The organism is Streptomyces sp. Z26 (assembly GCF_003665095.1).
GTDB classification, from domain to species: domain Bacteria; phylum Actinomycetota; class Actinomycetes; order Streptomycetales; family Streptomycetaceae; genus Streptomyces; species Streptomyces phytohabitans.
On the sequence record NZ_RCHV01000002.1, the window covers coordinates 3,012,549 to 3,039,446 of the forward strand.

The 26,898-nt window shown below is 75.0% G+C and carries 25 protein-coding genes; 6 read left to right on the top strand and 19 right to left on the bottom strand.

What is annotated here, in order from left to right; genetic code table 11:
• The first annotated feature begins 76 nt into the window (after positions 1–76).
• Entirely contained in the window at positions 77–949 is an 873-nt protein-coding gene (locus D7M15_RS13360; protein WP_121517709.1) for a methyltransferase domain-containing protein, read from the top strand.
• Between the two features lie 96 nt (positions 950–1,045).
• On the opposite strand, the gene D7M15_RS13365 is transcribed toward D7M15_RS13360, so the two are convergent.
• The 4 genes from D7M15_RS13365 to D7M15_RS13380 all read right to left on the bottom strand — a co-directional run bounded on the left by D7M15_RS13365 (position 1,046) and on the right by D7M15_RS13380 (position 5,412).
• The gene (locus tag D7M15_RS13365; RefSeq protein WP_121517710.1) at positions 1,046–1,813 is read right to left on the bottom strand and encodes a class F sortase; all 768 of its coding nucleotides are present in this window, start codon (positions 1,811–1,813) and stop codon (positions 1,046–1,048) included.
• Positions 1,810–2,625 carry a hypothetical protein gene (locus D7M15_RS13370; RefSeq protein WP_121517711.1) on the bottom strand — a complete coding sequence of 272 codons (816 nt, stop codon included), beginning with the start codon at positions 2,623–2,625 and terminating at the stop codon, positions 1,810–1,812. The genes D7M15_RS13365 and D7M15_RS13370 overlap by 4 nt, the downstream gene beginning before the upstream one ends.
• Before the next feature lie 148 nt (positions 2,626–2,773).
• Positions 2,774–4,441, bottom strand: coding sequence for an ABC transporter permease (locus tag D7M15_RS13375; protein WP_121517712.1), 1,668 nt, complete (start codon positions 4,439–4,441; stop codon positions 2,774–2,776).
• Entirely contained in the window at positions 4,438–5,412 is a 975-nt protein-coding gene (locus tag D7M15_RS13380) for an ABC transporter ATP-binding protein (protein WP_121517713.1), read from the bottom strand. Before D7M15_RS13380 ends, D7M15_RS13375 begins: the two co-directional genes overlap by 4 nt.
• Before the next feature lie 92 nt (positions 5,413–5,504).
• Here D7M15_RS13380 and D7M15_RS13385 point away from each other — a divergent pair, with 92 nt between their 5' ends.
• On the top strand, positions 5,505–6,044 hold the full coding sequence (locus tag D7M15_RS13385; RefSeq protein WP_121517714.1) for a MarR family transcriptional regulator: 540 nt from the start codon (positions 5,505–5,507) through the stop codon (positions 6,042–6,044).
• A gap of 106 nt (positions 6,045–6,150) precedes the next feature.
• Here the strand turns inward: D7M15_RS13385 and D7M15_RS13390 are convergent, their stop codons facing one another.
• On the bottom strand, positions 6,151–7,230 hold the full coding sequence (locus D7M15_RS13390) for a diacylglycerol kinase (RefSeq protein WP_121517715.1): 1,080 nt from the start codon (positions 7,228–7,230) through the stop codon (positions 6,151–6,153).
• A gap of 263 nt (positions 7,231–7,493) precedes the next feature.
• On the opposite strand from D7M15_RS13390, the gene D7M15_RS13395 reads away from it, so the two are divergent.
• From D7M15_RS13395 to D7M15_RS13405, 3 genes are all read left to right on the top strand, one after another.
• A complete protein-coding gene (locus tag D7M15_RS13395; RefSeq protein ID WP_121517716.1) occupies positions 7,494–8,777 on the top strand; it encodes an adenylosuccinate synthase in 1,284 nt (427 codons plus the stop codon).
• A 370-nt stretch (positions 8,778–9,147) separates the two neighbouring features.
• Entirely contained in the window at positions 9,148–9,660 is a 513-nt protein-coding gene (locus D7M15_RS13400; RefSeq protein WP_121517717.1) for a M23 family metallopeptidase, read from the top strand.
• 241 nt (positions 9,661–9,901) lie between these two features.
• Positions 9,902–11,080 carry an N-acetylmuramoyl-L-alanine amidase gene (locus D7M15_RS13405; protein WP_121517718.1) on the top strand — a complete coding sequence of 393 codons (1,179 nt, stop codon included), beginning with the start codon at positions 9,902–9,904 and terminating at the stop codon, positions 11,078–11,080.
• A gap of 139 nt (positions 11,081–11,219) precedes the next feature.
• Here D7M15_RS13405 and D7M15_RS13410 read toward each other — a convergent pair whose 3' ends face one another.
• The 11 genes from D7M15_RS13410 to D7M15_RS13460 form a co-directional block, all read right to left on the bottom strand.
• Positions 11,220–11,939 (bottom strand): alpha/beta hydrolase, encoded by a 720-nt coding sequence (locus tag D7M15_RS13410; protein ID WP_121517719.1) that lies wholly within the window; start codon positions 11,937–11,939, stop codon positions 11,220–11,222.
• A complete protein-coding gene (gene kynU / locus D7M15_RS13415; RefSeq protein ID WP_121517720.1) occupies positions 11,936–13,240 on the bottom strand; it encodes a kynureninase in 1,305 nt (434 codons plus the stop codon). The genes D7M15_RS13410 and kynU overlap by 4 nt, the downstream gene beginning before the upstream one ends.
• On the bottom strand, positions 13,233–14,075 hold the full coding sequence (locus D7M15_RS13420) for a tryptophan 2,3-dioxygenase family protein (RefSeq protein WP_121517721.1): 843 nt from the start codon (positions 14,073–14,075) through the stop codon (positions 13,233–13,235). The genes kynU and D7M15_RS13420 overlap by 8 nt, the downstream gene beginning before the upstream one ends.
• 216 nt (positions 14,076–14,291) lie before the next feature.
• The gene (locus D7M15_RS13425; protein ID WP_121517722.1) at positions 14,292–14,705 is read right to left on the bottom strand and encodes a DUF3151 domain-containing protein; all 414 of its coding nucleotides are present in this window, start codon (positions 14,703–14,705) and stop codon (positions 14,292–14,294) included.
• 70 nt (positions 14,706–14,775) lie between these two features.
• Positions 14,776–15,816, bottom strand: a complete 1,041-nt coding sequence (fbaA, locus tag D7M15_RS13430; RefSeq protein WP_276314488.1) for a class II fructose-bisphosphate aldolase — start codon at positions 15,814–15,816, stop codon at positions 14,776–14,778.
• A 186-nt stretch (positions 15,817–16,002) separates the two neighbouring features.
• On the bottom strand, positions 16,003–16,596 hold the full coding sequence (pyrE, locus tag D7M15_RS13435; protein WP_121517724.1) for an orotate phosphoribosyltransferase: 594 nt from the start codon (positions 16,594–16,596) through the stop codon (positions 16,003–16,005).
• 10 nt (positions 16,597–16,606) lie between these two features.
• Positions 16,607–17,422, bottom strand: coding sequence for an aldose 1-epimerase (locus tag D7M15_RS13440; RefSeq protein WP_121517725.1), 816 nt, complete (start codon positions 17,420–17,422; stop codon positions 16,607–16,609).
• 106 nt (positions 17,423–17,528) lie between these two features.
• Positions 17,529–18,716 (bottom strand): SRPBCC domain-containing protein, encoded by a 1,188-nt coding sequence (locus D7M15_RS13445; RefSeq protein WP_121517726.1) that lies wholly within the window; start codon positions 18,714–18,716, stop codon positions 17,529–17,531.
• A 133-nt stretch (positions 18,717–18,849) separates the two neighbouring features.
• Positions 18,850–20,520, bottom strand: coding sequence for a polyamine aminopropyltransferase (locus D7M15_RS13450; protein ID WP_121517727.1), 1,671 nt, complete (start codon positions 20,518–20,520; stop codon positions 18,850–18,852).
• A 93-nt stretch (positions 20,521–20,613) separates the two neighbouring features.
• Complete coding sequence (locus D7M15_RS13455; RefSeq protein WP_121517728.1) at positions 20,614–21,147, bottom strand: DUF2617 family protein; 534 nt, start codon at positions 21,145–21,147, stop codon at positions 20,614–20,616.
• Between the two features lie 508 nt (positions 21,148–21,655).
• Complete coding sequence (locus D7M15_RS13460) at positions 21,656–22,744, bottom strand: ThiF family adenylyltransferase (protein WP_240649297.1); 1,089 nt, start codon at positions 22,742–22,744, stop codon at positions 21,656–21,658.
• A gap of 506 nt (positions 22,745–23,250) precedes the next feature.
• On the opposite strand from D7M15_RS13460, the gene D7M15_RS13465 reads away from it, so the two are divergent.
• Complete coding sequence (locus D7M15_RS13465) at positions 23,251–24,894, top strand: M14 family zinc carboxypeptidase (protein ID WP_127201748.1); 1,644 nt, start codon at positions 23,251–23,253, stop codon at positions 24,892–24,894.
• A 49-nt stretch (positions 24,895–24,943) separates the two neighbouring features.
• Here D7M15_RS13465 and D7M15_RS13470 read toward each other — a convergent pair whose 3' ends face one another.
• The 3 genes from D7M15_RS13470 to D7M15_RS13480 all read right to left on the bottom strand — a co-directional run bounded on the left by D7M15_RS13470 (position 24,944) and on the right by D7M15_RS13480 (position 26,872).
• Positions 24,944–25,315 carry a VOC family protein gene (locus tag D7M15_RS13470; protein WP_121517731.1) on the bottom strand — a complete coding sequence of 124 codons (372 nt, stop codon included), beginning with the start codon at positions 25,313–25,315 and terminating at the stop codon, positions 24,944–24,946.
• A gap of 94 nt (positions 25,316–25,409) precedes the next feature.
• Positions 25,410–26,324 carry an NAD(P)H-binding protein gene (locus D7M15_RS13475; protein ID WP_206337364.1) on the bottom strand — a complete coding sequence of 305 codons (915 nt, stop codon included), beginning with the start codon at positions 26,322–26,324 and terminating at the stop codon, positions 25,410–25,412.
• Positions 26,321–26,872: a nuclear transport factor 2 family protein gene (locus tag D7M15_RS13480; protein WP_121517732.1), complete on the bottom strand. Its 552-nt coding sequence runs from the start codon at positions 26,870–26,872 to the stop codon at positions 26,321–26,323. The genes D7M15_RS13475 and D7M15_RS13480 overlap by 4 nt, the downstream gene beginning before the upstream one ends.
• Between the last annotated feature and the right edge of the window lie 26 nt (positions 26,873–26,898).

Here is a 26,898-nt window from a genome sequence, read left to right on the forward strand (position 1 = left end):
CGCCCCACCACGGCACCCCGGTCGTATCGTGAGACGTGGCTTCTCGGCATGCGGGACGGGCGCCTAGCCTGCCCGTATGCCCGACGACGACTCCGCCCACCCCGAGAGCGCCCACCTCGGCTCCGACCGTCACGACACCGCCGTCTACACGCACGGCCACCACGACTCGGTCCTCCGCTCGCACCGCTGGCGTACGGCGGCGAACTCCGCCGCGTACCTGCTGCCGGAGCTGCGCCCCGGCCGGTCCGTGCTCGACGCGGGCTGCGGCCCCGGCACCCTGACGGCGGACCTGGCGGCCGCCGTCGCGCCCGGCGGCCGGGTCACCGGCGTCGACGCGGCCGCCGGAGTCCTCGACTCGGCACGTGCCCTGGCCGCCGAACGCGGCCTGGACAACGTCCGGTTCGCGACCGCCGACGTGCACGCCCTGGACCTCCCGGACGGCGCGTACGACGTCGTGCACGCGCACCAGCTGCTCCAGCACGTCGGCGACCCGGTCGGCGCGCTGCGCGAACTGCGCCGGGTGTGCGCGCCGGGCGGTGTCGTGGCCGTACGGGACGCGGACTACGCGGGCATGACGTGGTACCCGCGGGTGCCCGCGCTGGACGACTGGCTCGACCTGTACCGCCGCGTCGCCCGCGCCAACGGCGGCGAGCCCGACGCGGGCCGCCGCCTGCACGTGTGGGCCCGCCGCGCGGGCTTCGCCCCGGAGGACGTCACGGCGACCTCCGGCACCTGGTGCTTCCGTTCCGCCGCCGACCGCGCCTGGTGGAGCGGCCTGTGGGCGGAACGCACCGTCGCCTCCGACTACGCCCGGCTCGCCGTCGCGGGCGGCCACGCCGACGAGGCGGAGTTGCGGCGTATCGCGGACGGCTGGCGGGAGTGGGGCGCGGACGGCGACGGCTGGTTCTCGGTGCTGCACGGCGAGGTGGTGTGCCGGGTACGGCCGTGAGCACCGGCTCCGTACGGCGCGCCCGTACGGCGTGACGCGTACGCCGTGACTCGTACGGTGTGCCGCCCGCGCGGGCGTACGGCGTACCGGGTGCGGCTACGGGTCGGCGAGCACCATGTGGGCGGACACGACGATGCCCAGCCGCGCGGGCTCGCCCTTCTCCGCCGGGGCCGCCTCGGCGACGAGTCGGAGCTGCGGGTCGGCGGTGGGGCCGTAGACGCGCTTGTCGGGGTAGCGGACCTGGGCGTAGCGCTCGACGCGGTCGGCCTCGAAGTGGACCGTACGGCCGTCCGCGCGCACCACCTCGATCCGCGCGCCCGGCCGCAGGTCCTCCAGCCCGTCGAGCGCGGCGCCCTTCCCGCCGCGCTTCCCGTCGCCCTTCCCGTCGGCGTCCTCCGCGCCCTTCGCCTCCTTGGCTTCCTTCGCCTCCCCGCGTGCCGTGCCGTCGAGCCGCCCGACGAGCAGCGCCGGGCCGCGTTCGCCCGGCGCGGGACCGCTGCGGGCCCAGGCGACGCGCGCCGCCCGCGCCTTGGACGGCACCGGCGGCCCGCCGTCGACGGCGGTGTCGGCCGTGAACACGGCGGCGTCCGTACCCGTACCCGGGATCCGCAGCCGCTCCGGCGCGGAACGCGGCAGCGCCAGGACCCCGTGACCGCCTTCCGGGTCGGCGCCGGACCCGTCGTCGCCGGGCCGCGAGTCCACGTCGGAGGACGCGCCCGCCGTGCCCGTGCGGTCGTCGGCGGCGTCGGCGACGCCCGCCGGTACGAGTCGGCCGAGCCCGACCGTCAGCAGTACGGCCCCGACGACGGCCGCCACCTCCAGCCGTCGGCACCAGGTGGCACGCCGTTCGTGCCGGGTGGTCACGGCTCGCCCCCGTCGGCGGTGGCGGGGCGGCGGTCGCCGTGTGCGCCGCGGCGCATGGTGAGGACGTAGCCCGCGAGACCGGCGGTGGTGAGGCCGCCGCCCATGGCGAGGGCGGCGTTGCCGACGCTGCCCCGCTCGTAGTGGCCGGACGCGGTCCCGTGCCGGTCCGGCGCCGCCGTGCCGACGGCCGGGCCCCGGCCGTCGGTGGGTGGCTTCCCGTCCGCCGGGGCCGTTCCGCCGGGGATGCCGGTGCCGGTGCCCGTACCGCTCGCGGGGGTGCGGTGCGCGGGGCCGCCGGTGTGGAGGAAGGAGGAGGTCAGGGGGGTGTCGGCGGCGCAGGTGGCGACGACGACGTAGCGTCTGCCCGGTTCCAGGCCGGACTTGACGACGGCGTGCGCGACGCCGCCCGTACGCTCCCCGGCTGCCGGACCGTCGCCCGTACGCGCGTCCGCGTCCGCCTCCGCGCCGGTACGGGAAGCCGTAGCCGCGCCCACCTCCGTACCCGCGCCCGTCGTCCCCGTGCCCGGCATCGGGCCGTGGGCCGTGCCGCGGGTCGTCGGCGCCGCCGGGTGGAGCGTGGCCGCCGACGTGAAGGCGGGCGAGAGGACGGTGCCGCCGTCACCGGCGCAGTCGGCGCGGATGTCCACGCGCGTACCGGCCGGTGCCGACGCGGGATCGATCCGCAGCCCCTCGCCGGTGGCGGCGCCGTCGCCCGCCGCCGACGCCGGACCGGCCGGGCCGAACACGAGTGCCGCGGTCGCGGCGGCCAGAGAGCAGGCGCGGAGAGTGCCCGCACGCGGGGTCGGAGTCATGGGCCCATGCGATCAGCACGTCCCGGACCCCGCACCCGCAACGCCGCCCAACGGGTGGCCGGTTGCGCCACCCGTGCCCGTACGACCCGAACGGCCCCGACCCGCCACCGGACGCCGACCCCGCGCCTCCGCCCCGGGCCCCCGCCCGCTACTTCGTGTCCAGGTCCCGGCGGCGGAAGCCCGCCAGGCCGAACGCCACCAGCGCCGCCGCCAGCGCGGTCAGGGCGACCACCGGCGTCCAGCGCATCTCCTCGGCGGGGAGCCGCGGCACGTACCCGAACGGGGAGAGGTCGCCCGTCCAGTCGGGGAAGCCGAGGACGGTGCCGAGGTAGCCGACGACGAACGCGTACACCGGCAGCGCCCACGCCGCCGCCGTCGCCCGCGGCAGCCAGCCGAACAGCACGGCCGTGACGCCGACGGTCACCCACAGCGCGGGGGCGTACGCGAGCGGCGCGAGCAGCAGGTCCAGGAAGAGGCCGCCGTCGCCGGTGGCCGCCGCGCCCGCCGCGCCGAAGCCGAGGCCGGACAGGGCGAGCAGCGCCGTGCCGCCCGCCATGGCGACGGCCAGGTGCGTGCCCGCCCAGCGGGTCCGGGACAGGCCGGTGGCCAGCAGGGGTTCCGCGCGCCCCGACGTCTCCTCGCTCTGCGGGCGCAGCGCCGCCATCACCACGTACACGGCGGCGACGACCGCGAGCACGATCATCACGGTCGACGCGAACGACTCGGTGACGCTCGCGCCGCCGATCTCCCGCAGGGCGTCCCGGAGTTCGGGGATGTCCTCGACCATGTCCGCCGCGTCGCCGAGGATCGACCCGTACATCATGCCGAGGAGCAGCAGCCCGGCGCCGAAGCCGGTGGCGGTGCCGCGGTGCAGCCGTACGGCGAAGCCCAGCGGGTGGGTGAGCGCGCGCGACGCCGCGGGGCGGCCGGGGCGGGTCGCGCGGAGGCCGGCGCCGACGTCGCGGCGGGTGCTGAGCCGGTACGCGACGGCGGTCGCGGCGGCGGCCAGCGCGAGGGCGGGCAGGAGGGGCCACCAGCGGTCGTCGACGTAGACGTACGTGCGTTGGGCCCAGCCGATCGGGGACAGCCAGCTCAGGGTGGCGTTCCCGACGTCGCCCGCGGCGCGCAGCGCGTACGCGGCGCCGATCGCGGCGAGCGCCATCCCCGACGCGCCCCGCGAGAACTGGCTGACCTGCGCGGTGATCCCGGCGACCGCCGCGAAGACGAGGCCGACGGCGGTGTGCGCGGCGCCGTACAGCAGCGAGCCGCCCCACGTCACGCCCTCCGCGCCGGACGCGCCGAGGCCGACGGCGAGGAGAAGGCCCAGCGCCGCGTTCGCGAGGGCGGCGGCGCAGAGGGCGGCGGTCAGCTGGGCGTGGCGGCCGACGGCGGCGGCGCGTACGAGTTCGGCGCGGCCGGTCTCCTCCTCGGTGCGGGTGTGGCGGGTGACCGTCAGCACGCTCATCAGGCCGACCATGACGAGGACGAAGCCGAGCATCTGGTGGCCCATCATGGCGCCGTGGCCGTAGTCGTCCAGGTAGTGGCCGGGGCCGGTCATGGCGAGTCCGGCGGGGCTGTCCATCGTCCCGGCGGCGGCCCGCCGGTCGGCGGCGTCCGGGTACTGCGTGGTGAAGCTGGACAGGGTGCCCACGGTGGTGAGCGTCAGGGCGCCGATCCACACGGGGAGCCGTACGCGGTCGCGCCGCAGGGCGAACCGGAGCAGCGGGTACGTGCCCGCCAGCGGGTGCCCGCCGCGCCGCGCCTGCCGCCCGGACGCGGGCGCGGGGCGCGGGGCGGCGGCGGTCGCGGCGCTCATCGCGGGGTCCCGGAGGCGGGGGTGGTGCCGGTACCGCCGACGACGTCACCGTCATCCACGGTCACGCCTCCGGCGTCGAGCACGTCGCCGTAGTGCCGGAGCATCAGCTCCTCCAGCGTCGGCGGGTGGCTGACGAGGCCGCGGACGCCGCTGTCGAGGAGAAGCCGCAGCGCGCGGTCCAGCTGCGGGCCGTCGACGGCGAAGTGCACGCGCCCGTCCGTACGGCGTACGTGGTGCACGCCGTCGATCTCCTCCAGCCCGGTGACGGGCCGGTCGGTCTCGGCCTCGACGGTCGTACGCGTCAGGTGGCGCAGTTCGCCGAGCGTCCCGGACTGCACGACGCGGCCGAGCCGCACGATGCTGACGCGGTCGCAGAGCTTCTCCACCTGGGCCAGGATGTGGCTGGACAGCAGGACGGTCCGGCCCGCGTCCTTGGCCTGCTGGATCACGTCCTGGAAGACGACCTCCATGAGCGGGTCGAGTCCGGCGGTGGGCTCGTCGAGGAGCAGGAGTTCGGCGTCGGAGGCGAGGGCGGCGACGATGGCGACCTTCTGCCGGTTGCCCTTGGAGTAGGTGCGGCCCTTCTTGGTGGGGTCGAGGTCGAAGCGTTCGAGGAGTTCGGCGCGGCGTCGGCGGTCGAGGCCGCCGCGCAGCCGGGCGAGCAGGTCGATGGCCTCGCCGCCGGTGAGGTTGGGCCAGAGTTCGACGTCGCCGGGTACGTACGCGAGGCGGCGGTGGAGCGCGACCGCGTCGTGCCACGGGTCGCCGCCGAGGAGCGTGGCCGTGCCGGAGTCGGCGCGCAGGAGTCCGAGCAGGACGCGCAGGGTGGTGGACTTCCCGGCCCCGTTGGGGCCGAGGAAGCCGTGCACCTCGCCGGTGGCGACGCTCAGGTCGAGTCCGTCGAGGGCGCGGGTGCGGCCGAAGGACTTGGTCAGTCCGGATACCGAGAGGGCGGTGGTGGCCTTCGTCATGGCTCCGAAGCTACGCTTACTTCAGAAATTTGTGAAGTTAAGGAAGCGTTAGGATCGTCCGTGTACGCGTGAACTGGGGAGATGCTGGAACGATGACCGCGCAGCACCACCCGGAGCGCCGACCGGAGGACTACGACGCGCGCGTCTCCCCCTTCGTCGAACGCTTCGCCGCGGACCTGACCGAGGCGGGCATGCAGCGCATGGCCGCCCGCGTCTTCGCCTGTCTGCTCGCCTCCGAACAGGGCGCGCTCAGCTCCGCCGAACTGTCCGAACGGCTCCGGTGCAGCCCGGCCGCCGTCTCCGGCGCCGTCCGCTACCTCTCGCAGGTGCACATGATCAGCCGCGAGCGCGAGCCGGGCTCACGGCGCGAGCGCTACCGGCTGCACCAGGACATCTGGTACGAGACGTTCACCAACCGCGACGCGTTCCTGGACCGTTGGACGGCGACGCTGCGGTCGGGCAGCGAGGCGCTGGGGCCGGACACCGAGGCGGGGCGGCGCGTACGGGAGACCACCGAGTTCTTCGACTACCTCAAGGGCGAACTCGGCGGCCTGCTCGAACGGTGGCGCGCGCAGCGCGACGCCACCGGCGGCGGGCCCGGCGGCGCGGAGCCGCCCCGCGCCCGCGACTGACCGGGCCGTACGCCGGGCGCGCACCGGCACCTCGTACGCCCGCACGCCGTACGCCCCGCCCCGGCACCCGCCCGCGCCGTACGCCCCGCCCCGCCCCGCACGCCCGCTACGGCGCCGGGGCCGCCGGGAGCGTCAGCCGCCACGCGCCCGCCAGCGCCCGCCAGGTGCGGACCCGGACCGGGCCGCCCACCAGCGCGTCCGCGCGGTAGCGGAAGTCCGGCCCGGAGACGGTGACGGTGTGCGCGCGCGCCCGTACCGGCGTGTCCGACGCCCGCCGCCGTACGACGACCTCCGCCAGGCCGTCGCTGCCCGGCGCCAACGACACCTGCGCCACCGGCCGGTCCAGGTCCGCGAGGAGCGTCCCGTCGGCCTCCACCCGGAGGCGCTGCGGGCCCCAGTCACCGCCCGCGCCTCCGTCGCCCTCGTGGCCCTCGTCGCCCTCGCGCGCGCCCGGTCCGACGAGCGACGCGAGCAGCGGCAGCGGCCGGGCCAGGGTCCGCGCCAGCGAGCGGTAGCCGCGGAGCGGCTGCGCCCGCGCCCACTTCGCCGCGTCCGCCCCGGCACCCGCGCCCGCGGCGCCGCCCGCGCCACCGCCGTACGCCGCACCCGTCCCGTACGCCTCGCCACCGCCGTACGCCCCACCCGCGCCGCCCGTCCCGCCCGGGGGCACGCACCCGCGCGCGCCGTCGCCGCACGCCCCGTCGCCGTCCCGTCCGCCGTCCGGCGAGCCGCGCGCGCCCTCGTACGGGCCGGGCGCGGGCGGCACCCGGAGGGTGCCGAGCACCACCCCGCCGCTGTCGTCGACGAGCAGGTCCAGCGGGTGCTCCGTCCCGTGCAGCACCGCGCGCGAGGCGGCGACGGCCGTCGTCGGCACGCCCAGCGCGGCGGCCAGCGCGATCCCCGCGGGCGGTCCCACCGGGACCATCGCCAGCGCGCAGGCGGCCAGGTCACGGTCGCGGTGCAGGAGGCGGACCGCACGCAGCAGCGCGCGGTCGTCGCCCACCACCACCGGGCACCTGCTGCCGCGACGCGCGAGCGCGCGGGCCACCTCCTCGGGGCGTTCCGGCAGGCACACCTTGGTGCCCGGGGCTCCCGCGCACAGCACGTCCCGGGCGATCCGTACGGACTCGGGGTCCGTCAGCCGCGCCCCCGGGTCGATGACCACCAGCAGGTTTGGAGCCGTCACCTTGTTCCTCTCTCGGGCGCTCCGCGCACACGGACCGCGCGCACGGACCGCCGGACCGAGCCGGAGCCGCGCACCCGCCGCGTGGCGGGCCGGGGTTCTCCTGTTCGCACCCCGGGAAACAGTTCCGGTAATCTCTCGGTGCAAGAGCCCCTGCCGCTGTTGCGTCAGGGGCTTGATCTATCTGGGGCACCGGTTCACGGCTCTCGCGATGGCGAAAGCGCCACGCACGTGGGACATGCCCCGCCCGGAAGGGGTGTACGCCTGTGCCCGCACTTGTGCTGCTCGGTGCTCAGTGGGGTGACGAGGGCAAGGGAAAGGCCACCGACCTGCTCGGCGGCTCGGTCGACTACGTGGTGCGCTACCAGGGCGGCAACAACGCCGGTCACACCGTCGTCGTCGGCGACGAGACGTACGCGCTGCACCTGCTGCCCTCCGGCATCCTCTCGCCGGGCTGCACCCCGGTGATCGGCAACGGCGTCGTCGTCGACCCGGCGGTCCTGCTCTCCGAGCTGAGCGGACTCGAAGCCCGTGGCGTGGACACCTCCAAGCTGCTGCTCAGCGGTAACGCGCACCTGATCACGTCGTACCACGAGACCCTCGACAAGGTGGCGGAACGCTTCCTCGGCAAGCGGAAGATCGGCACCACGGGGCGCGGCATCGGGCCGACGTACGCCGACAAGATCAACCGCGTGGGCGTCCGGGTCCAGGACCTCTTCGACGAGTCGATCCTCTTCCAGAAGGTCGAGGCGGCGCTCGACCACAAGAACCAGATGCTGGCGAAGCTCTACAACCGCCGCGCCATCGCCACCGAGCAGGTCGTCGAGGAACTCCTCGGCTACGCCGACCAGTTGCGCGGCTACGTCGTCGACACCACGCTCGTCCTGAACGACGCGGTGGACGCGGGCAAGGTCGTCCTCTTCGAGGGCGGGCAGGGCACCCTGCTGGACGTCGACCACGGCACGTACCCCTTCGTCACCTCCTCCAACCCGACGGCGGGCGGCGCCTGTACGGGGTCGGGGGTCGGGCCGACGAAGATCAGCCGGGTCATCGGCATCCTCAAGGCGTACACCACGCGTGTCGGCGCGGGCCCGTTCCCGACCGAACTGCTCGACGCGGACGGCGAGGCGCTGCGCCGCATCGGCGGCGAGCGGGGCGTGACGACCGGGCGCGACCGGCGCTGCGGCTGGTTCGACGCGGTGATCGCGCGCTACGCGACGCGCGTCAACGGGCTCACCGACTTCTTCCTCACGAAGCTCGACGTGCTCACCGGCTGGGAGAGCATCCCGGTCTGCGTCGCGTACGAGGTGGACGGCCGACGCGTCGAGGAACTGCCGTACAGCCAGAGCGACTTCCACCACGCGAAGCCGGTCTACGAGTACCTGCCGGGCTGGACCGAGGACATCAGCGGCGCGAAGACCCTCGGTGACCTGCCGAAGAACGCGCAGGCGTACGTGAAGGCGCTGGAGGAGATGTCGGGCGCCCCCATCTCGGCGATCGGCGTGGGGCCGGGCCGGGACGAGACGATCGAGGTCAACTCCTTCCTGTGACCGGGTGACCCGGCGCCTCACCGGCACGCGAACGGCCGGGTCCGCTCCCCACCACGGGGCGCGGGCCCGGCCGTTCGCGTGCCCGGCCGTACGCGTCGCCGCCGCCGTACGGCCCGTTTCACTGGTCGGACCAGGGAAAGCCGGGTCCGTTTCGCGGCCCCCTGCGGCAATCGCCACGGCCGTTTCCTTCACGGGCGCGAGAAAACGGTGCGGGTTGGCGTCGTGGGGTTGTTGCGCCGGTCACGCGGTGCCTTACTGGGTACGCGCTCGGCAGCTACGCGCGTCACACCGCGGACCACGTGTCCCCGGGCCGCGCGCGCTTCCCGCGTACTTCCGACGCACCACCGAACGGCAAACGGAAGGAAGCCGGATGACCCGCACCCCCCACACCACGGGCCGCACGCTTCGTCTCCTCGCCCTCGCCGCCGCCGGCGGCGCACTCGTCGCGACCGCCGCCGCGGCACCCGCCACGGCCGCGCCCACCGCCGCGTACCAGGGCTCCTGCCCGACCGACGCCCGGATCAGCCAGGGCTACAGCGACAGCCATGACGGCGTCGACCTCGCCAACGCCCTGGGCACGCCGATCTTCGCGGCCGGCCCCGGCACCGTCACCGAGTCCGGCCCGGCCAGCGGCTACGGCCAGTGGGTCCGGATCCGGCACGACGACGGGTCCGTGACCGAGTACGGGCACATGTACGAGCGTTTCGTCGCCGTCGGGGACACCGTGACCGGCGGGCAGAAGATCGCCTCGATGGGCAACGAGGGCCAGTCGACCGGACCGCATCTGCACTTCGAGGTGCATCTCGACGGCGGATTCGGTTTCGGGGACGACCCGTTGGCCTATATGTCCGAACGAGGCGTGCAACTTCCCTGCGTGCCGTAACCGACCGGCCCGTCGCCGTACGGCCGTGGCAGAACAGCCCGTCACCGTACGGCCCGGCGCCGTCCGGCGTCGCCGCCCCCACACGGCGGTCGCCGCCCGGCGCCCCACGCGGCGTCCCGCTCGACGCCGCACACGACCCCGGTGCCCCGCACCGACCCCGTCCCACCGGACGGGCTTTCCCGGCACCACGGGCGCACCCCCACGGGCGCCCGCTCCCCCCACTGCCGAAGGAGAGCACGACATGGCAGCCAACAGGAACGACAGAGACCACGCACACGGCCCGGCCGAACAGCCGGGCGCCCGGTCGCCACGGCCGCTCCCGTCCGCGTTCGACCGGCGCGCGGTGCTGCGCGGCGGTCTGGGCGCGACGGCGGCCGTCGGCGCGCTCGCGCTGGGCAGCACGGGCACCGCGCACGCAACCCCCACGGCGTACGCGGACCGGCTGTCCAGCGCGACGAGCGCGCGGCGGGGCGCACGCGCCGCCGCCGAGCCGCGGATCTACACCACCGCCGAGTGGAACGCGCGACCGCCGAGCGACGACATCGTCGTCCTCGACCGGAAGCCGACGTACATCGTGGTGCACCACACGGCGGAGCCGGGCAACAGCACGGACTACTCGCTGGCGCACGCCAAGCAGATCTGCCGCGACATCCAGAACTTCCACATGGACGGCAACGGCTGGTCCGACACCGGCCAGCAGTTCACCAACAGCCGCGGCGGCTTCGTACTGGAGGGGCGGCACAAGAGCCTCGACGTCGTACGCGGCGGTGTCCAGCACGTGCAGGGCGCCAACGTCGGGGACCACAACAGCGAGGTCATCGGCATCGAGAACGAGGGCCTGTACACGCAGGTCGACGTGCCCGCCGCGCTGTGGACCTCCCTCGTCGGGCTGGTCGGCTGGATCGCCGCGCAGTACGGCACGGCGCCCGCGAACATCCAGGGCCACCGGGACTTCAACTCCACGGAGTGCCCCGGCGACGTGCTGTACGGGCGGCTCCAGGAGCTGCGCGACGCGGTCGGCCTCGCCCTCGGCGTACCGTCCGCGCACCCCGCCCTGTGGCCGCTGCTGCGGCCGGGCGACTCCGGGCACCGGGTGCGCGCGGCGCAGCACCTGCTGCGCGCCAAGGGCTTCGAACGCCTGCCGGTGGACGGCCTGTTCGGCCCGGCCACCCGCCGGGCGGTCGCCACGCTCGCCGAACGGAACGGTGTGAAGCAGCACACGTGCGCCGCGTCGCACCACCGTACGACGGACGAGACGGGCTATCTCGGCTCGGACATCTGGCCGCTTCTCACTCCGCACGTTCGAGCCGGAGATAACGGGGAAGTCTCCAAAGCAGTCAGTACGCTGAAGGGCGCGACTCGCGAGGGTGTCCCCACGGACGCGCTCGGTGAGCGGGACTGGAAGCGTCTGCTCGCCTGAACGCCGGTGGGCCCGCCCCCAGGGAGCGGGCCGACCGGCCCCCGGTCGGGCGCACCGGCCGGGTGACCACGGAGGGGTCACCCGACCGGCACGCCGTCCCGGGGCGTACGGCTGGGCCCCGGCCGCTCCCGCGCGCGGGTCAGCGCAGCGAGTCCAGCAGCACCCCGAACGCGGGGGTGTGCGGCGTCATCGGCGCGTAGTGACCGCACGCCAGGAGATGCAGCCGCGCACCCCAGTCGTTCGCGTAGCGGCGGGACAGTTCGACCGGGACGGTCCGGTCCCCCGTGCCGTGCAGGATCTCCACCGGCACGCGCGGCATCTGCTTCATGGGGTCGGCGGCGTACAGCCGGTCCGACCAGCCGGGGGCCGTGTGCTCCAGGAAGTCCGCCACCGCGCCGTCACCGAGGCGCAGTTCGTGCGCGCGGGCCAGGTCCGCGACGGGTGACACCGCGAGGACGCGGGTCCGCGCGGCCCGTTCCCGCGCGGCGGCCGCCCACAGCGCGAGGTGGCCGCCCGCCGAGTGCCCGAGCAGCACGTGCGGCGGCTCACCGAGGTGCGTCAGCGCCGCGTCCACGTCCTCCGCGGTCGGCGGCCAGCCGCCGCCACCACCCGTACGGCGGTACTCGACCAGCTCCACCACGTACCCGTTCGCGGCCAACCCGGCGGCCAGCGGCGACAGATGGGTACGGTCGAACTTCTCCCGCCAGAAACCGCCGTGCAGCACGGTGATCCGCGGGCCGCCGCCCGCCGCCCCGTACACGTCCACGACCTGCGACGGATGCGGTCCGTACCGCTCCGTACGGTCCGGCGCCACCGGCGCGAGCCCGAGCAGCGCGTCCTGTTCCCCCGCGTCGTTCAACCGACGACCTCCCCCAGCGCACGCGCGGCGCGCTCCGCGTCCGCGAACGAAGTGTAGAGCGGGGTGAAGCCGAAGCGCAGCACGTCGGGCGGCCGGAAGTCCCCGACCACACCGCGCTGCGCCAGCGCGGCCATCACGCCCTCCGCGTCGGCGCAGCGCAGCGAGACCTGGCTGCCGCGCCGCCGCCGGAGCGCCGGGGTGAGGCTGTGGACGCGGCCGCCGCGCACGTACGCGCCGACGCAGCGCAGGAAGAAGTCCGTCAGCGCGAGGCTCTTGGCGCGTACGTCCGCGAGGTCGACGCCGTCCCACACCGTCAGCGCCTCCTCCAGCGCGAGCAGCGACAGGATCTCCGGGGTGCCGACGCGGCCGCGCGCGGCGCCGTCGGCGGGCACGTAGCCGGGGGACATCGCGAAGGGCTCGGCGTGCGAGTTCCAGCCGGGCAGCGGGGAGTCGAAGCGGTCCTGGAGGTCGCGGCGCACGTGCAGGTACGCGGGGGAGCCGGGGCCGCCGTTGAGGTACTTGTACGTGCAGCCGACCGCGAAGTCCACCCGCTCCGCGTCGAGTTCGACGGGGAGCGCACCCGCGCTGTGGCACAGGTCCCAGACGACGCGGGCGCCCGCGCGGTGGGCGGACGCGGTGATGCCGGACAGGTCGCCCAGCTGGCCCGTGCGGTAGTCGACGTGGTTGACGAGGGCGACCGCCGTGTACGGGCCGAACGCCTCCGCCAGCTCCGCCGCGGGCAGCGGGCGGAGCGTGGCGCCGGTGAGCCGGGCGGCGGACGCCGCGAGGTAGCCGTCGGTGGGGAACGTCGCCTCGTCGACCAGCACCTCGTGCCGTCCGGGCGCGTCCTCGCGCGCCATCCGTACGGCGGCGACGACCGCCTTGAACACGTTGACGCTGGTCGAGTCCCCGACCACCAACTGGCCCGGCGCGGCGCCGACGAGCGGCGCGATCCGGTCCCCGACCCGTTCCGGCGCGGTCCACCAGTCGGACTCGGACCAGGAGCGGATGCGCAGCTCGCCCCACTCGCGGGTCACGACGTCCGCGAGGCGGGCGGCGACGGCGCGGGGGAGGGCGCCGAGGGAGTTGCCGTCGAGGTAGACGGTGCCGTCGTCGACGGCGAACTCGCCGCGCTTGGCGGCGAGTCCGTCGGCGGCGTCCAGCGCGGCGGCCTCGGCGACGAGGTCGGCGGGGGTGCCGACCGGCGGGTCCACGGGCGGGGCGGGGGGCTCGTGGGGGCGCGGGGGCACGGGGGTCCCGTGGGGCTGCGGGGGGTCGTGGGGCTGCGGGGTCTCAGACATGGCTGCGCGCCGTCCACAGCTCGGGGAACACGTTCTTCGTGGCCCGCTTCTCCAGCCAGGCCACCCCCGCCGAGCCGCCCGTACCCGTCTTGCTGCCCATCGCGCGGCGGGTCGCCACCAGGTGGTCGTTGCGCCAGCGCCACACCAGCTCGGCCACCTCGGTCAGCGCCTCCCCGAGCCGTACGACGTCGCTGCCCGGGTCGCCCGCGTACGCCCGCACCCACACCGCCTCCACGGCCGGGTGCGGGTCGTGGCGGCGGGTCAGGTCGCGCGCCAGCACGTCGTCCGGCACGTCCTCGCCGCGCCGCGCGAGGTAGCGCAGCACCTCGTCGTACAGGCCCGGTTCGTGCAGCGCCTTCGCCAACTCGTCGTGCACACGCGGCGCGCCGCGGTGCGGCACCAGCATCGACGCCGACTTCTCACCGAGCAGGAACTCCATCCGCCGGTACATCGCGGACTGGAAGCCGGAGCCCTCCCCGAGGGCCGAGCGATACGCGTTGAACTGCCCCGGGGTGAGGTGCGCGAGCGGCTCCCAGGACGCGTTCAGCGACTGGAGCTCGTACGTCGACCGCTTCAGCGCGGCGAGCGCCACGGGCAGGTCGTCCCGGCGGAGCGCCTCGGCGGCGGTCTCCCACTCGTGCACGATGACCGTGAACCACAACTCCATGACCTGCGTGGTCACCAGGAACACCATCTCGCCCGGGTCGTCGGACAGCGGGTGCTGGAGATGGGTGAGGACGTCCGCCTGGACGTAGTCCTCGTACGGGGTGGTGCCGGCGAAGTCGAGCGCGGGGGTCTCCACCGCGTCGTCGGGGGCATCGGAAACGTGGGACATCGCTGTCTCCTCCATGAGCCTTCCGGGTAGCGGTCCGCTCCTTCCTGGAGGTGGTGGAGCCCCGGTCCCCTGGGCCGCGCCGTACGGACGGGGCCCACGAAGCATCATCAGCGAGGCGAGGGCCGGGGGCAAGGCCACCCCTGTGAGGCCATGGGCATATGCCCTCGGTCTCACGGGGGTGGCGGCCCCTCGGTCACGGCCCTGGGGCCGACCGCCCTACGACAGGGTCTCCGCCGCCGTCGGGGAGCTGTCCTTCAGGAACGTGGCGCAGCGCTCGTACTCCTCCTGCTCCCCGATCTCCTTCGCCGCGCGCGCGAGCGCGTGCAGGGCGCGGAGGAAACCGCGGTTCGGCTCGTGCTCGAAGGGCACCGGGCCGTGGCCCTTCCAGCCGCTGCGGCGGAGGGCGTCGAGCCCGCGGTGGTAGCCCGTACGGGCGTAGGCGTACGACTCGACGACACGACCGGCCTCGAAGGCGTCGTCGGCGAGCTGCGCCCAGGCCAGCGAGGAGGACGGGTACTGCGCGGCCACCTCGGCGGGCGCGGTCCCGGCGGCGAGCAGCTCGCGCGGCCCGGGGTCGTCGGGCAGATGCGTCGGGGGCGGACCCCCGAGGAGGTTCTCGTGAATGGGCATGGTCCCAGTCTGCCCCGCCCCGACGTGCCGCTGCCGCCGGGGGCGGGGCCTGGGACCGGCCCGGACCGCGTTACTTCAGCTTCGTACCGGTCGAACGGAGGTGGCCGCAGGCCAGCTGCACGCGCTCGGCCATGCCCTTCTCGGCGGCCTTGCCCCAGCTGCGCGGGTCGTAGACCTTCTTGTTGCCGACCTCGCCGTCGACCTTCAGCACGCCGTCGTAGTTGCGGAACAGGTGCTCCACGACGGGGCGCGTGAACGCGTACTGCGTGTCCGTGTCGAGGTTCATCTTCACGACGCCGTTCTCCAGCGCGGTGGCGATCTCCTCCTCCGTGGAGCCGGAGCCGCCGTGGAAGACGAAGTCGAACGGGGACTGCTTGCCGTACTTCTCGGCCACGCCCGCCTGGAGGTCCTTCAGCAGCTCGGGACGGAGCACGACGTTGCCCGGCTTGTAGACGCCGTGCACGTTGCCGAAGGAGGCGGCCAGCAGGTAGCGGCCCTTCTCGCCCAGGCCCAGGGCCTCGGCGGTGCGCAGCGCGTCGTCGACGGTCGTGTACAGCTCGTCGTTGATCTCGTGCGTGACGCCGTCCTCCTCGCCACCGGTCGGCGTGATCTCGACCTCGAGGATGATCCGGGCGGCGGTCGCGGCGGCCAGCAGCTCCTCGCCGATCGCCAGGTTGTCCTTCAGCGTCTCGGCCGAACCGTCCCACATGTGGGACTGGAACAGCGGGTTCTGCCCCGCGTCCACGCGCTCCTTGGAAATGGCGATCAGCGGACGCACGTAGCCGTCCAGCTTGTCCTTGGGGCAGTGGTCGGTGTGCAGGGCGATGTTGACCGGGTACTTCTTCGCGACGATGTGGGCGAACTCGGCCAGCGCCACGGAGCCGCTGACCATGTCCTTGCTGTACTGCCCGCCCAGGAACTCCGCGCCACCCGTGGAGATCTGGATGATGCCGTCACTCTCGGCGTCGGCGAAGCCGCGCAGCGCGGCGTGCAGCGTCTGCGTCGAGGTGACATTGATCGCCGGGTAGGCGAACTTGTCCGCCTTCGCCCGGTCCAGCATCTCGTTGTAGATCTCAGGGGTTGCGATGGGCATCTGTCCGCTCCTTGTGATGTCCGATATGCGTGGGCCCTGACCTGGGTGCCGAGTGACGTCACCGTCGGCCCCATCTTTCCAGACACCCTCACGGACTCCACCCCGGCGGGAGTTTCACGTGAAACCCCCGGTGGTAGGGCCCGGCGGCGGGGCCCGCCCACGGTGGGGGCGCAGCGGGTCAACCCCCGCCCGGAGCGCGGTCGTTCACCCCAGCCCGAGATCGCTCAGGTCGTACGGGTAGAGGTACGGCAGACCCGCCTCGCGCATCGCCCCGGCCGCGCCGCGCTCCACGATCGACGCCACCGCGACGACCTCCGCGCCCGCCTCGCGCGCCGCCTCGACGGCGGTGAGCGGCGAGTTCCCCGTGGTGGTGGTGTCCTCGACGATCAGCACTCGACGGCCCGCGATGCTCGGCCCCTCGATGCGCTGCTGGAGCCCGTGCGCCTTCCCCGCCTTCCGTACGACGAACGCGTCCAGCGAACGCCCGCGCGCGGCGGCGGCGTGCAGCATGGACGTGGCGACCGGGTCGGCGCCGAGGGTCAGCCCGCCCACGGCGTCGTACTCCAGGTCCGCGGTCACGTCGAGCATCACCTGTCCGGCGAGCGGCGCGGCCGTGCCGTCGAGGGTGATGCGGCGCAGGTCGATGTAGAAGTCGGCCTCGATGCCGGAGGAGAGGGTCACCCGGCCGTGCACGACGGCCTTGTCCCGGATCTGCCGCAGCAGTTCGGCCCGTACGCCCGTCGGGTCGTCGCCGTCGCTCACGTCACTCACACCACTCACGTCGTTCACGTCGCTCATGGCGTCGAGCCTATGACAGGTGCCGCCAGCTCCAGGTGGTGGCGATCTCCAGCGGCTCGATGGGGGTGACGAAGCGGGGCAGCGTGTTCAGCCCGTTGGGCGGGCCGGACTGCGGCTCGACACAGACGGCCTCCGGCTGCTCGTCGTAGACCACCACCCACTCGTCGCGGCCGGTCAGCCGCAGCTCCAGCTCGCCGGGCCAGGTCAGCGTCACGTCGACGCCCCGCGGCATGCCGAAGCAGTCGTCCCACGGGCCGGGGCGCGGTGCGACGCGCCGCCCGTTCGGCAGGTGGTCGGGGCCGCGCTCCTCCTGCCACTCGGCGTCGAAGTCGATCCGCACGTCCTCGCCGCCCGCGCCCAGGTTCCGGAGGAACCACGGGTGCCAGCCCGCCTGCGCCGGGAACGAGTCGCCCCGCGTCTCCACACCCAGCGTCAACGTCAGCCCCGTACCGTCCTCGGCCAGCTCGACGAGCTGCGTGACCCGGCCCTCCCAGGGCCAGGGCTCGGTCAGGTCGACGGTGAACGCGGCGGAGCGCCCGTCGGCGCGTACGGTGCGCCAGCGGGCGTTCCGTACGGTGCCGTGGAGGGCGTGCGGGTCGGCGTCGACCGGGAGTTGGAACAGGTCGGGGCCGTTGCGGAACCGGCCCCGGTCCGTACGGCCGCACCACGGCGCCATCACGAACGAGCCGTACCGCGCGCCCTGCCGCAGCAGCTCCGTACCGCGCGTCGTGAGCGAGGTCAGGCGGCAGCCGTTCCCGGGGTCGACGCGCAACTCGGTGTCCGCGGCGCGCAGTACGACGGCCGCGTCGGGGTGGTGACGGTCCATGGGGCCGACCCTAACCGGCCGGACCGCGCGGCGGCGGTCCGGCCGTACGGCGAGCGGCGTACGTGGCCGGCGCGCGTACGGGGCAGGGCGCGTACGGGGTGGCCGGTCAGCGGCGGCGGCGCAGGGCCCGGCCGAGGACCACCGCACCGGCGACGACCAGCGCGGCGGCCGGGGCCGCCCAGCGCAGGGTGGCGGTGGCGGCGGCGTCCTCCGGGGCGGGCACGGGGGCGTACCGGCCACGGGGCGGCGCGTGGTCGACCTCCTCGGCGCTGCGGCCGATCATGGTGCGCCGGGCGTGCGCCGCCTCGGCGGTCGCCTCCCCGGCGTGGTCGGCGTCGTCGTCCGTACCGGAGCCGGCGCCCGTGCCGTAGGTGTCGGCACCGGCGTCGGCGCGCGGGTCGAGGGACGGCGGCGGGATCTCGGCGTCGAAGACGCCGCCCGTGGTGGGCCCGGTGCCGGGCGCCGGGGCGTCGTCGGCGCCCTCCGGGGTGTCGGGTGCGGCGGGGGTGTCCGAGGGGGTCTCGGCGTCGGCCTCGGAGCCCGCGGGTGCCTCCGTACCCGCGTCCGCGTCCGTCCCGGCGGGCGGCTCCCCGGACGTACGGTCGCCGTCCCGCTCCGTCGTACCGTCGGCGCCGTCCCTCCCGGCGCGGTCCGCGTCGCCCTTCTCGGGCCCGGGGATGCCGGGGATCGCGCGGTCGTTGTCGTCGGGTTCCCCGATGCCGCCCGTGGCGCCCGCCGCCTCCGCGGCGCCGTCGGGCCGCGGCCCGTCCCCGGCGGGAGCCTCAGCCCCCGTCGTCCCGGACCCGGACTCCGGCGTACCCGTCGTCCCCGGCTCCGTGGCGCCGTCCGGCGTCTCGGCGCGCAGGCTGTCCGCGAGGGCCTGAGCGAAACGATCCAGCAGCCGGTGCCCGGCCGCCGTCGCCACCTTGGCCTCCAGGTCGGCGAGCCGCCCGTCACCGGTCGCCTTGCCGGTGCAGACGAGCCGGGTGCCCCGGCCGTCGTCCGCGAGTCGGGGCACGACCTTCAGCCGGACCTTCACCGTGCCGCTGCCCCGTACCTCCTCGCCGGTGCCCCTGGCGGTGAACCCGTCGCCCTGCGCGGTGATCCGGAGCCTGCCCCGGTACGTGATCGTGGAGCCGCCGACGCGGACCCGCAGCCGCCCTTCGACCGCGTCACCCGCGCCCTCGGCGGCGGCGAGCTGGAGGCCCGGGACGCAGCGCGTCACGCGGGTCCGCTCAGCGAGCGCGGCCCGTACGGAGCCGACCGGGAACGGGACGTACACCTCATGCTCCATAGGCCGGAGCCTACCCACCGCACCCCGCGCATGTGCCCGACCGCACATCCGCCGCGCCGCGCACCGCCCGCGCCCCGGCCGTACGACGCCCGTACGTACGTCACCCGCGCCCGTACGGCGCCCGCGCGGGCCGTCAGAACCGCGGCCGCATCAGGGACGACGGCGGCAGCCCGCCGATCCGCGCGCGTTGCGCCCGGCTCACCGCCTCCCGCAGCCTGCCGGGCGCGAGCGCCTCGGGCCGGGGCGGGTCGCCGTCGCGGCCGGTCGCGGCGACCCGTACGGGTGGTGGCTCCCCCGTGTGGTGCCCCGACGCGAGGACGAAGCTCCAGTGCCGCCGCCCGTTCCCCTCCCTGCGGTGCCCGCGGTCCCCGTCGGAGGTGTGCGCGGGTGTCCGGCCCGGCACGGCGTACGGGGTGGTGCGCAGGCCCGCGGCGCGCATCGTCGACTCCACCGTCCAGAAGGCGCGCGAACCGAGGTCCTGCGCGCCCGCGTGGACGACCACGCGCCCGCGCGGGGCCAGGACGCGGGCGGCGAGGCCGTAGAACTCCCGCGAGTACAGCTTGGTGTTCGCCGAGATGCGCGGGTCCGGCAGCGCCGAGACGATCACGTCGTACGTGCTGCGGGTGGCGGGACCGCGGGTGCCGGGGCCGCCGGGCGCGACATGGCCGCGGTCGGCGCGCGTACGGGCCCGGTCGCGCAGCCAGTCGAAGGCGTCGGAGGTGACGACGCGTACCCGCGGGTCCGCGAAGGCGGAACGGTTCAGCCTCCGCAGCTGCTCGTCCTCGCGGGCCAACTCGACCAGCGCGGGATCGAGTTCGACGACGGTCACCGACCGCACGTCCGGGTACGCCAGCGCCTCGCGCAGCGCGAGCCCGTCGCCGCCGCCGAGGATCAGCACGCGGGCGTGCGGGCCGCCGCTCATCGCGGGGCGCACCAGCGACTGGTGGTAGCGCTCCTCGTAGCGCGCCGCCACCCGCAGCCGCCCGTCGAGGAACAGCTCCAGCTCGCGCCGCCCGTCCCCCGTCAGGACGATCTCCTGCACGTCGGAGCGGGTGGCGACCCGTACGTCCGGCCCGTACACGGCCTCCCGCGCGGCCCGTTCGAAGGGCGCCACGAACACGGTGCCCACGAGCAGCAGCACCAGCACCACGCCGTTCACGGCGAGCAGGCTCCAGCGGCCGCGCCGCGACAGGTCCTGGCGGAACAGCCACAGCACGACGACGCCGCCCGCGACCGCGTTCACCACCCCGGTCAGCAGCGTGCCGGTCAACTGCCCGAAGAACGGCAGCAACAGGAACGGGAACATCAGCCCGCCCAGCAGCGCGCCCACGTAGTCCGCGGCGAACAGGTCCGCCAGCGCCACCCCCGGGTCCTGCGCGCGGATGCGCTGGATCAGCGTCATCAGCAGCGGCATCTCCGCGCCGATCAGCACCCCGATCGCGAACGAGAAGCCCACCATCGGCACCCGCGCCTCGTCGAACCAGGCGAACGCGGCGTACAGCGCCATCGCCGACCCCCCGCCCACGAGCGCGAGCAGCGCCTCGATCAGGCCGAAGCCGACCGCGGCGCGGGCGTACAGCCACTTGGCGAGCAGCGAGCCGACGCCCATCGCGAAGACCATCACGGACAGCACGACGGACGCCTGGGTGACGGAGTCGCCCACCAGGTACGCGGCCAGGGCGACGAGTTCCAGCTCGTAGACCAGCCCGCAGGCGGCGCACACGAACACCGAGACGAGCACGACACCGCGTCCGAACCCGGCCGGTACGGGCAGCCGCGCGGGATTGCTGGGCCGGTCGATCATGTGGGGAACCTACGTCACACGAACCGCGCACAAGTCGTCCACCCGAATGTTCCGTTCACACACACGGGAACACGCGAACTCCCGGGGGCGTACTCAGACCAACGCCTGTTCGGCCGCGTCGTGCGTACGTACGCCCACCCGCGTCCGGGTGGACACCAGCCGGCCCTCCTGCGGATAGGAATGCCAGGTGCGCCACGCGACCTGTTCGCCGTGCCGTTGGACGAGCAGCGCGGTGAAAGCCGTCGGACTTCCCGGAAAGGTGCCCGCGAGGCCGTTCGGATGGTCGGCCACGAGCGCGAGCAACTCCTGCGTGCGCCCCAGGAACGAACCGGCGGACAACGTCTCGACGCGCGCCGCGAACTCGTACTCCCACGCGCCTATGCGCTTCGACACGCCGAGCGGCAGCGGCGCCGTACTGCCGGGCATGCACGCCACCGTCTCCGAGCACGAGCCGTGCTCCTCGTCGAGCAGCACCTGGTGGGAGGCGCCGAGCAGGCGCAACCGCACGCGGGCGCCGGAGAGTTCCAGGTCGAGTTCGGCGAGCGCGGGCAACGGCTCGCGCCCCAGCGCCCAAGCGAGGTCGCCCGCGCGGGTGTCGCTGTACGCGGTCTTGAGAGAAGTGAGCATGGGTCGGCTCCGCAAGGCGCAGTTGAGGGTGGGATTCACCGAATCACGGAATGCGCCGGGACCACAGCGTTTTACCCATCTTCGCCGGGTTTCCATCCGCTTGGGGGCTCGGCTGCGCAACTGTTCAACTCGAAAGCCCACCAAGGGATTACGGCTCATCCGCGAGCAATCGTTTCAGGGAGCTCCGCGAACGGAGGCCCCGGTTTCGCGCGCCGCGGGAAAAGCAGCGCTCGCGGAGTCGTGCGCGCCCGCTCACGCCCGTCTGCGCCGGGAAGCGCGGGAAGCGCGCGGGGGACGGGCCGCGCCGGGGACGCGTGGATCGCCGCGGCCCCGCTGCCCGTGGGCCCCGACCGCCGCCCGCGGCGCGTCCGGTGGCCGCGGCGGGCACGTCGGCCCCGACAGCCCCACGGTGATCATCCCCGCGGCCATGGCGTCCCCCTTCGTCCGACCGGCTACCCACCACACGTCGCGCGAGTGATAAGACGGAACGTTCCCGCTGAACTCCGGTTCAATCCCTCCGTGTTGACACTGTGTCGCATTGCGCACCGCCGCAGGCCGGGCAGTCCGTACGGCGGCCGAAGCGGTCGACGGCGGGCTCCTCGGGCCGGACGAGGTTGAGACCGAAGCGGAATCCCGGCTCCATGGCCGGGACCCCGGTCAGCAGCGCGAGCGCCGCGTGCGCCAGCAGGCTGCCGGAGAGCCCGGCGGTGACGGCGTTGACCGGGTTCCACGGCATGCGGGGCGAGGCGGCCTCCTCCCCCTGGTCCGGGCCCAGCCGCAGGTCGCGGCGTTCGCGGTCGCCCGCGCGGTGGCACTCCCAGCAGGCGCCCCGGCCCGGCACGTGGACGCCGACGGAGACCAGCGGGCCGCGGTAACCGCCGTCCACCCACGGCGTACCGGCCGCGAGACAGGCGGTGTTGGCCCAGCCCCGTACCTCCGCCGGGTGGTCGGCGCACAGCGCCAGCAGGTCGTAGCCGGGGGCCAGCAGGGCGGCGAGGTCGTCCGGGCCGCCGACGGCGCGGCGCTCGCCGGTGACGGCCACGTCGGAGTTGAGCGCGCGCAGCGACGCGAGGGCCGCGTCGAGCTTGGGGCAGCCGATGTCGTCCTCGCGGAAGAGGAGTTGCCGGTTGAGGTTGGACAGCTCCACGACGTCCGGCTCGACGCAGTGCAGCAGGCCGACCCCGGAGGACACCAGGGCCTGCGCGGCGAAGCTCCCCGTCCCGCCGACGCCGACGAGCAGCACCCGGGACCGGCGCAGCCGCAGCTGCAACTCCCAGGCGCTGGCGCGCGGTTGGCGGTCCATCCAGCGAAGCAGCGGAACGCCCTTGGCGTAACGATTGTGCTCCCGCTCGGACAGCTCGACCGGCGGCCCCGCCCCCGCGTCCTCCAGGAAGCCCGCCGCCAGCAGCTCCCCCATCGCCTCCACCACGTCGGCGGCGGGCAGCCACGGGTGCCGCACCCGTACGGCCGCGGCGACCTCCGCCGGGGAACGGGCGCCGTCCATCGCCTCCGTGAGCGTCCAGATCCAGCCGTCGGGGTCGCTGATCTCGGCGCCGAGACCGTAGATGACGCTGCCTATGCGGATATTCCCGTCCACGGTCCGGTACGGCCGATGCTCGGGCTTGACCCGCGGTTTTCGTATCGCGTCGATTGTCACCGCCACGCGTTTTCCCCGTCCCTTCGCCCTCGCGACCGAAAGACATCTTGACACTGTGCCCAGCGCCATGGACTACTGACAAGGCTGCACCACACAAACACGCCAGCGCGGTCAACCGGTCCTTATCCTGGGCCGGTTGAAGTGGAAGGAGCCGGAAGTGGCCCAGAAGATCCAGATAAGGCCGCTCGAAAAGAAAGAGACCACCGGACTCAGCGGCACCAGTAACAGCTGACCGGCCCGGGGCGCCCCCGTCGTGTTCGGGGGCGTCCACGGACCGCCCTCGCGCCTTTCGGTCGTTTCTGCCCGACTGTTCCTCTGCTCCGCGCCACCGCCCCCCGCCCGCTGAGAAATCGCCCGCAGAGAGCCCGGCAGAGAAGTGAGGCATTCCCCCGTTGAGCGAAACCCTGCGCCCGCACGGTGTCCCGCCGTTCAACGACTATCCGACCGTGTCGGAACTCCACTTCCGCGCCCGCGCGTTCGCCTCCCGCCATCCCGCACGCACCGGCGTACGCCGGGTCGGCACCTCGCGCGCGGGCGAGGAACTGCTGCTGCTGTCCGTGGGTACCCCGGATACGGCCCCCGACACCCGGCACGGCCCCGGTGTCCGCGCGCGCCCCGACGGCCACCGCGACGTGCTGGTGGTCGCGGGGCCGCACGCCAACGAACGGGTCGGCGGCGCCACCGCCCTGCGGCTGGCCGAACACGTCGTGGGCGAAAGGCCGTTGCGCGGCGACGGGTCCCACGACGTCCGCTGGCACTTCCTGCTCTGCCTCGATCCGGACGGCGCCCGGGTGAACGAGCACGGGGCCACGGGAACGGATTCCGCGACGGTCGCGGGAACCAGCCGGAACACCCTGCTCGGCTACCACCGGCCGTTCTTCCGGCCCCCCGGAAAGGAGCAGCCGGAATGGGCGCCCTCCCTCACCGGAAACGACGGTGAATTACTCCCGGAAAGCCGCGCCCTGCTCACCGTCATCGACGAAATACGCCCTTTCCTGCAATGCTCCCTGCACGCGAACGACGTCGGCGGAAGCTGGGTCCAACTCACCCGCGCGGTGCCCGGATTGCCGGAACCGTTCGCAAAGTCCGCCGCGGATCTGGGAATCCCGGTCGAGATCGGCAGCATCGACACGCTGTATTGGCCGAGTCCCGGCCCCGGGGTGTTCGTGATGCCCGAACCGGGCGTTCCCGAACGCCTCGCGAGCCTCCAGGAGGACGCGGCGCGCTCCACCTGGTACCACCCGCACCGGTACGGCGGCATGACGGCCGTCGTGGAGGCGCCGATGTGGGCGAGTCGCCTGGTGGACGACTGCACGCCCGTGCCCGACCCCGGGCCCGCCGTACGCGGCGCCGCGCTGCGGCTGCGGCGGCGCGGGCGGCGCGTCGCCGCGTTGCTCGACCGCGCGCGCCCGCTGGTGCCCGTCGAGCACGCGCCGGTGCTGCGTGGCGCGGAGGCGGCCGTGGAGGTGTGCCCGGGGCTGGCGGACGACTGGACGCGCCTGTCGCGGGCGCAGGCACAGGCCCGGGTGCCGGGCCCGGACGCGGCGCGGGTGCCCGCGCCGGGGTGGGCGGGGCTCGGGGCGGGGGCGACGGTGGTCGGCGGGGCGGCCGGTGGCGGCCGACGGCCGGGCGCGTACGGGGAGACGGGGCGCGGGGGCACGGCGTACGGGGACGTGGCCGGAGGCGTGGCGGCGCGCGGCACCCGTACGGCACCCGGCCCGCGCCCGTACGCGGGACCGGGCGGCGCGGGCGCCCGTACGGGCCGGGGCGCGGACGGTGCGGACGGCGCCGGGACGGGCGCCGGGGTGCCCGCGCCACCCGCGCTCACCGCCGGGCACCTCGCCTCCTTCGCGGGTGTCACCTGGCGCATCCCGCTGCGCGCCGCCGCGATGCTGCTCGGCGCGCTCGACGGCGTACCGGGCCGCGCCGCCGGGGAGTTGCGGGCGGAGCTGGCGGGGATCGTGTCGGCGTGGTGCGCGGCCTTCGAGTGCGAGTTCCAGACGCGCTGGGTGCCGCTCGACGACCAGGTGCGGCACCAGGCGCGTACGGTCCTCGCGGTCCTCGACCGCGTCGGCCACGGTCGTGCGTGAGACCCGTACGCGCCGGGCCGGTCGTCGGGGCCGGTCGTCGGGCCGGTCGTCAGTCGGGGAGGTGGCAGACGGCCTCCACGTTGTTGCCCTCCGGGTCGCGGACGAACGCCGCGAAGTAGCACGCGTGGTACTCGGGGTGGAGCGCCGGGGCGTGCAGCGTCTCCGCGCCCGCCGCCGTCGCCGCCTCGTGGAAGGCCACGACGGCCGCCCGGTCGGCGGCGGTGAACGCGACGTGCGTCTCGCGCGGCGCGCCGTCCGCCCCGGCCGGTCCGATCCAGAACGTCGGCCGGTCCCCCACCCCGTACCCGACGACCGGCCCGAACTCCCGCACCCGGCTGCCGCCGAGCGGCGCCAGCACCGCGTCGTAGAAGGCCCCGACGGCCCGGGGGTCCCGCACCTGGAGCGACATGTGATCGATCATGCCGGGCAGTCTGGCAGCCGCCACCGACAATCCACGGGCGCGCGCGGCCCGAAGCGCGCCGCCCCGCGCACCCGGCCCCCGGCGCCGCGCGCCCTCAGCCGAAGTCCGCGGCGTGCGCCGCCGCGTACGCCGCGAACGACCGCGGCGCCCGCCCGGTCAGCTCCTCCACCGTGTCCGTCGTACGGTCCTCCGCGCCGCGCGCGATCCCGTCGTCCAGGTCCGCCAGCAGCTCCGCGTACGGCACGGGCATGTCCCGCGCCAGCCGGTCCCGCAACTCCCCCCGGGACAGCGGCCGGTGGCGTACGGGCCGCCCGGTGATCCCGGCGACGACGGCCGCCACGTCGGCGTAGCCGAGGGCGTCCGGGCCGGTGAGGACGAGGTCGGCGCGGGGCGCCACGGGGGCGGTGAGGGCGTGGGCGGCGACGGCCGCGATGTCGGCCGCGTCGATGAAGCCGACGCGGCCGTCCCCCGTCGCCGAGACGATCTCGTCCGCGCCGCGGATGCTCTCCGCGTGCGGGTGCCCGCCGGTGAAGTTCTGCATGAACCACGACGGCCGCAGCACCGCCCACTCCTCGTACGTGTCCGCCAGCGCCCGGTGCACCGCCCCCAGCCCCGGGCCACCGGCCGGGACGGCGCTGGAGCTGAGCAGCACCGCCCGGCGCACGCCCGCCGCGCGCGCCCGCGCCAGGAAGGGCACCATGACGGCGTCCGGCTCCGGGTCGTAGGCGGGCGCGACGAGGTACACGCGGTCGGCGTCGCGCAGCGCGGCGTCGTACGTGCCGGGGTCGGCCCAGTCGAAGCGGACGGCGCGCACGGGCGCGTCGGCGGGCGCGTCGGCCGTACGGGCGCCGGGGTCCGTACCGGTGCCGGGGACCGTCGCGGCCCCGCGGCTGGCGGCCGTGACGGGGTGGCCGAGGGCGGCGAGGCGCCGGGCGAGGGGGCCGCCGGTGTTGCCGGTGGCGCCGGTGACCAGGACGCGGGCGGCGGCCGGTGCCGTACGGGCGCTCACGCGGCGGTGCCCTCGGCGGCCGTGGCGTCCGTGGCGTCCTCCGCGTGCCAGGAGTCGGGCAGGCCGAGCGGGTTCCAGTAGTCGCGGTAGTGGTGGAAGCGGCCGTTCCGTACGGTCACCACGGCCACGTACGCCATCTCGTACGGGCTGTCCGTGACCACCAGCCGACCGGTCGCCCGCATCTCCACCACGATCGTCCCGGGGTCCTGCGTGCGGTGGATCTCCAGGTGGGGGATGGCGCGCAGGTCGACCTGGTCCGGGTACTCCCGCATGTACGCGGCGACCTCGGCCCGGCCGTCCAGCCGGGAGGGCGCGCGGGGCGGGGCGAAGGGGAACTCCATCGTCCCGTCCTCGTCCCAGAGGGCCACCCAGCCGTCGATGTCCTTGTCCAGCAGCAGGCGCAGCCCGTGCCGGAACAGCTCGGCGGGGTCGGCGAGTTCCGCGCGTTCGGCGTGATCCGCGTGTTCGGCGTGCTCCGCGGGCTCGCCCGGCACCGCCGGGTCCGTGGGGGTGTCCGGCGTCGTGTGCCCGGTGCGTCGTTCGCTCATGGTGTCCCGTCCCGTCCGTGCGGATA

Coding starts and splice junctions, on each gene's coding strand:
- D7M15_RS13360 (WP_121517709.1), top strand. CDS start 77: ATGCCCGACGACGACTCCGCCCACCCCGAGAGCGCCCACCTCGGCTCC.
- D7M15_RS13370 (WP_121517711.1), bottom strand. CDS start 2,625: ATGACTCCGACCCCGCGTGCGGGCACTCTCCGCGCCTGCTCTCTGGCC.
- D7M15_RS13375 (WP_121517712.1), bottom strand. CDS start 4,441: ATGAGCGCCGCGACCGCCGCCGCCCCGCGCCCCGCGCCCGCGTCCGGG.
- D7M15_RS13380 (WP_121517713.1), bottom strand. CDS start 5,412: ATGACGAAGGCCACCACCGCCCTCTCGGTATCCGGACTGACCAAGTCC.
- D7M15_RS13385 (WP_121517714.1), top strand. CDS start 5,505: ATGACCGCGCAGCACCACCCGGAGCGCCGACCGGAGGACTACGACGCG.
- D7M15_RS13400 (WP_121517717.1), top strand. CDS start 9,148: ATGACCCGCACCCCCCACACCACGGGCCGCACGCTTCGTCTCCTCGCC.
- D7M15_RS13405 (WP_121517718.1), top strand. CDS start 9,902: ATGGCAGCCAACAGGAACGACAGAGACCACGCACACGGCCCGGCCGAA.
- kynU (WP_121517720.1), bottom strand. CDS start 13,240: ATGTCTGAGACCCCGCAGCCCCACGACCCCCCGCAGCCCCACGGGACC.
- D7M15_RS13420 (WP_121517721.1), bottom strand. CDS start 14,075: ATGTCCCACGTTTCCGATGCCCCCGACGACGCGGTGGAGACCCCCGCG.
- D7M15_RS13425 (WP_121517722.1), bottom strand. CDS start 14,705: ATGCCCATTCACGAGAACCTCCTCGGGGGTCCGCCCCCGACGCATCTG.
- pyrE (WP_121517724.1), bottom strand. CDS start 16,596: ATGAGCGACGTGAACGACGTGAGTGGTGTGAGTGACGTGAGCGACGGC.
- D7M15_RS13440 (WP_121517725.1), bottom strand. CDS start 17,422: ATGGACCGTCACCACCCCGACGCGGCCGTCGTACTGCGCGCCGCGGAC.
- D7M15_RS13445 (WP_121517726.1), bottom strand. CDS start 18,716: ATGGAGCATGAGGTGTACGTCCCGTTCCCGGTCGGCTCCGTACGGGCC.
- D7M15_RS13450 (WP_121517727.1), bottom strand. CDS start 20,520: ATGATCGACCGGCCCAGCAATCCCGCGCGGCTGCCCGTACCGGCCGGG.
- D7M15_RS13455 (WP_121517728.1), bottom strand. CDS start 21,147: ATGCTCACTTCTCTCAAGACCGCGTACAGCGACACCCGCGCGGGCGAC.
- D7M15_RS13470 (WP_121517731.1), bottom strand. CDS start 25,315: ATGATCGATCACATGTCGCTCCAGGTGCGGGACCCCCGGGCCGTCGGG.
- D7M15_RS13480 (WP_121517732.1), bottom strand. CDS start 26,872: ATGAGCGAACGACGCACCGGGCACACGACGCCGGACACCCCCACGGAC.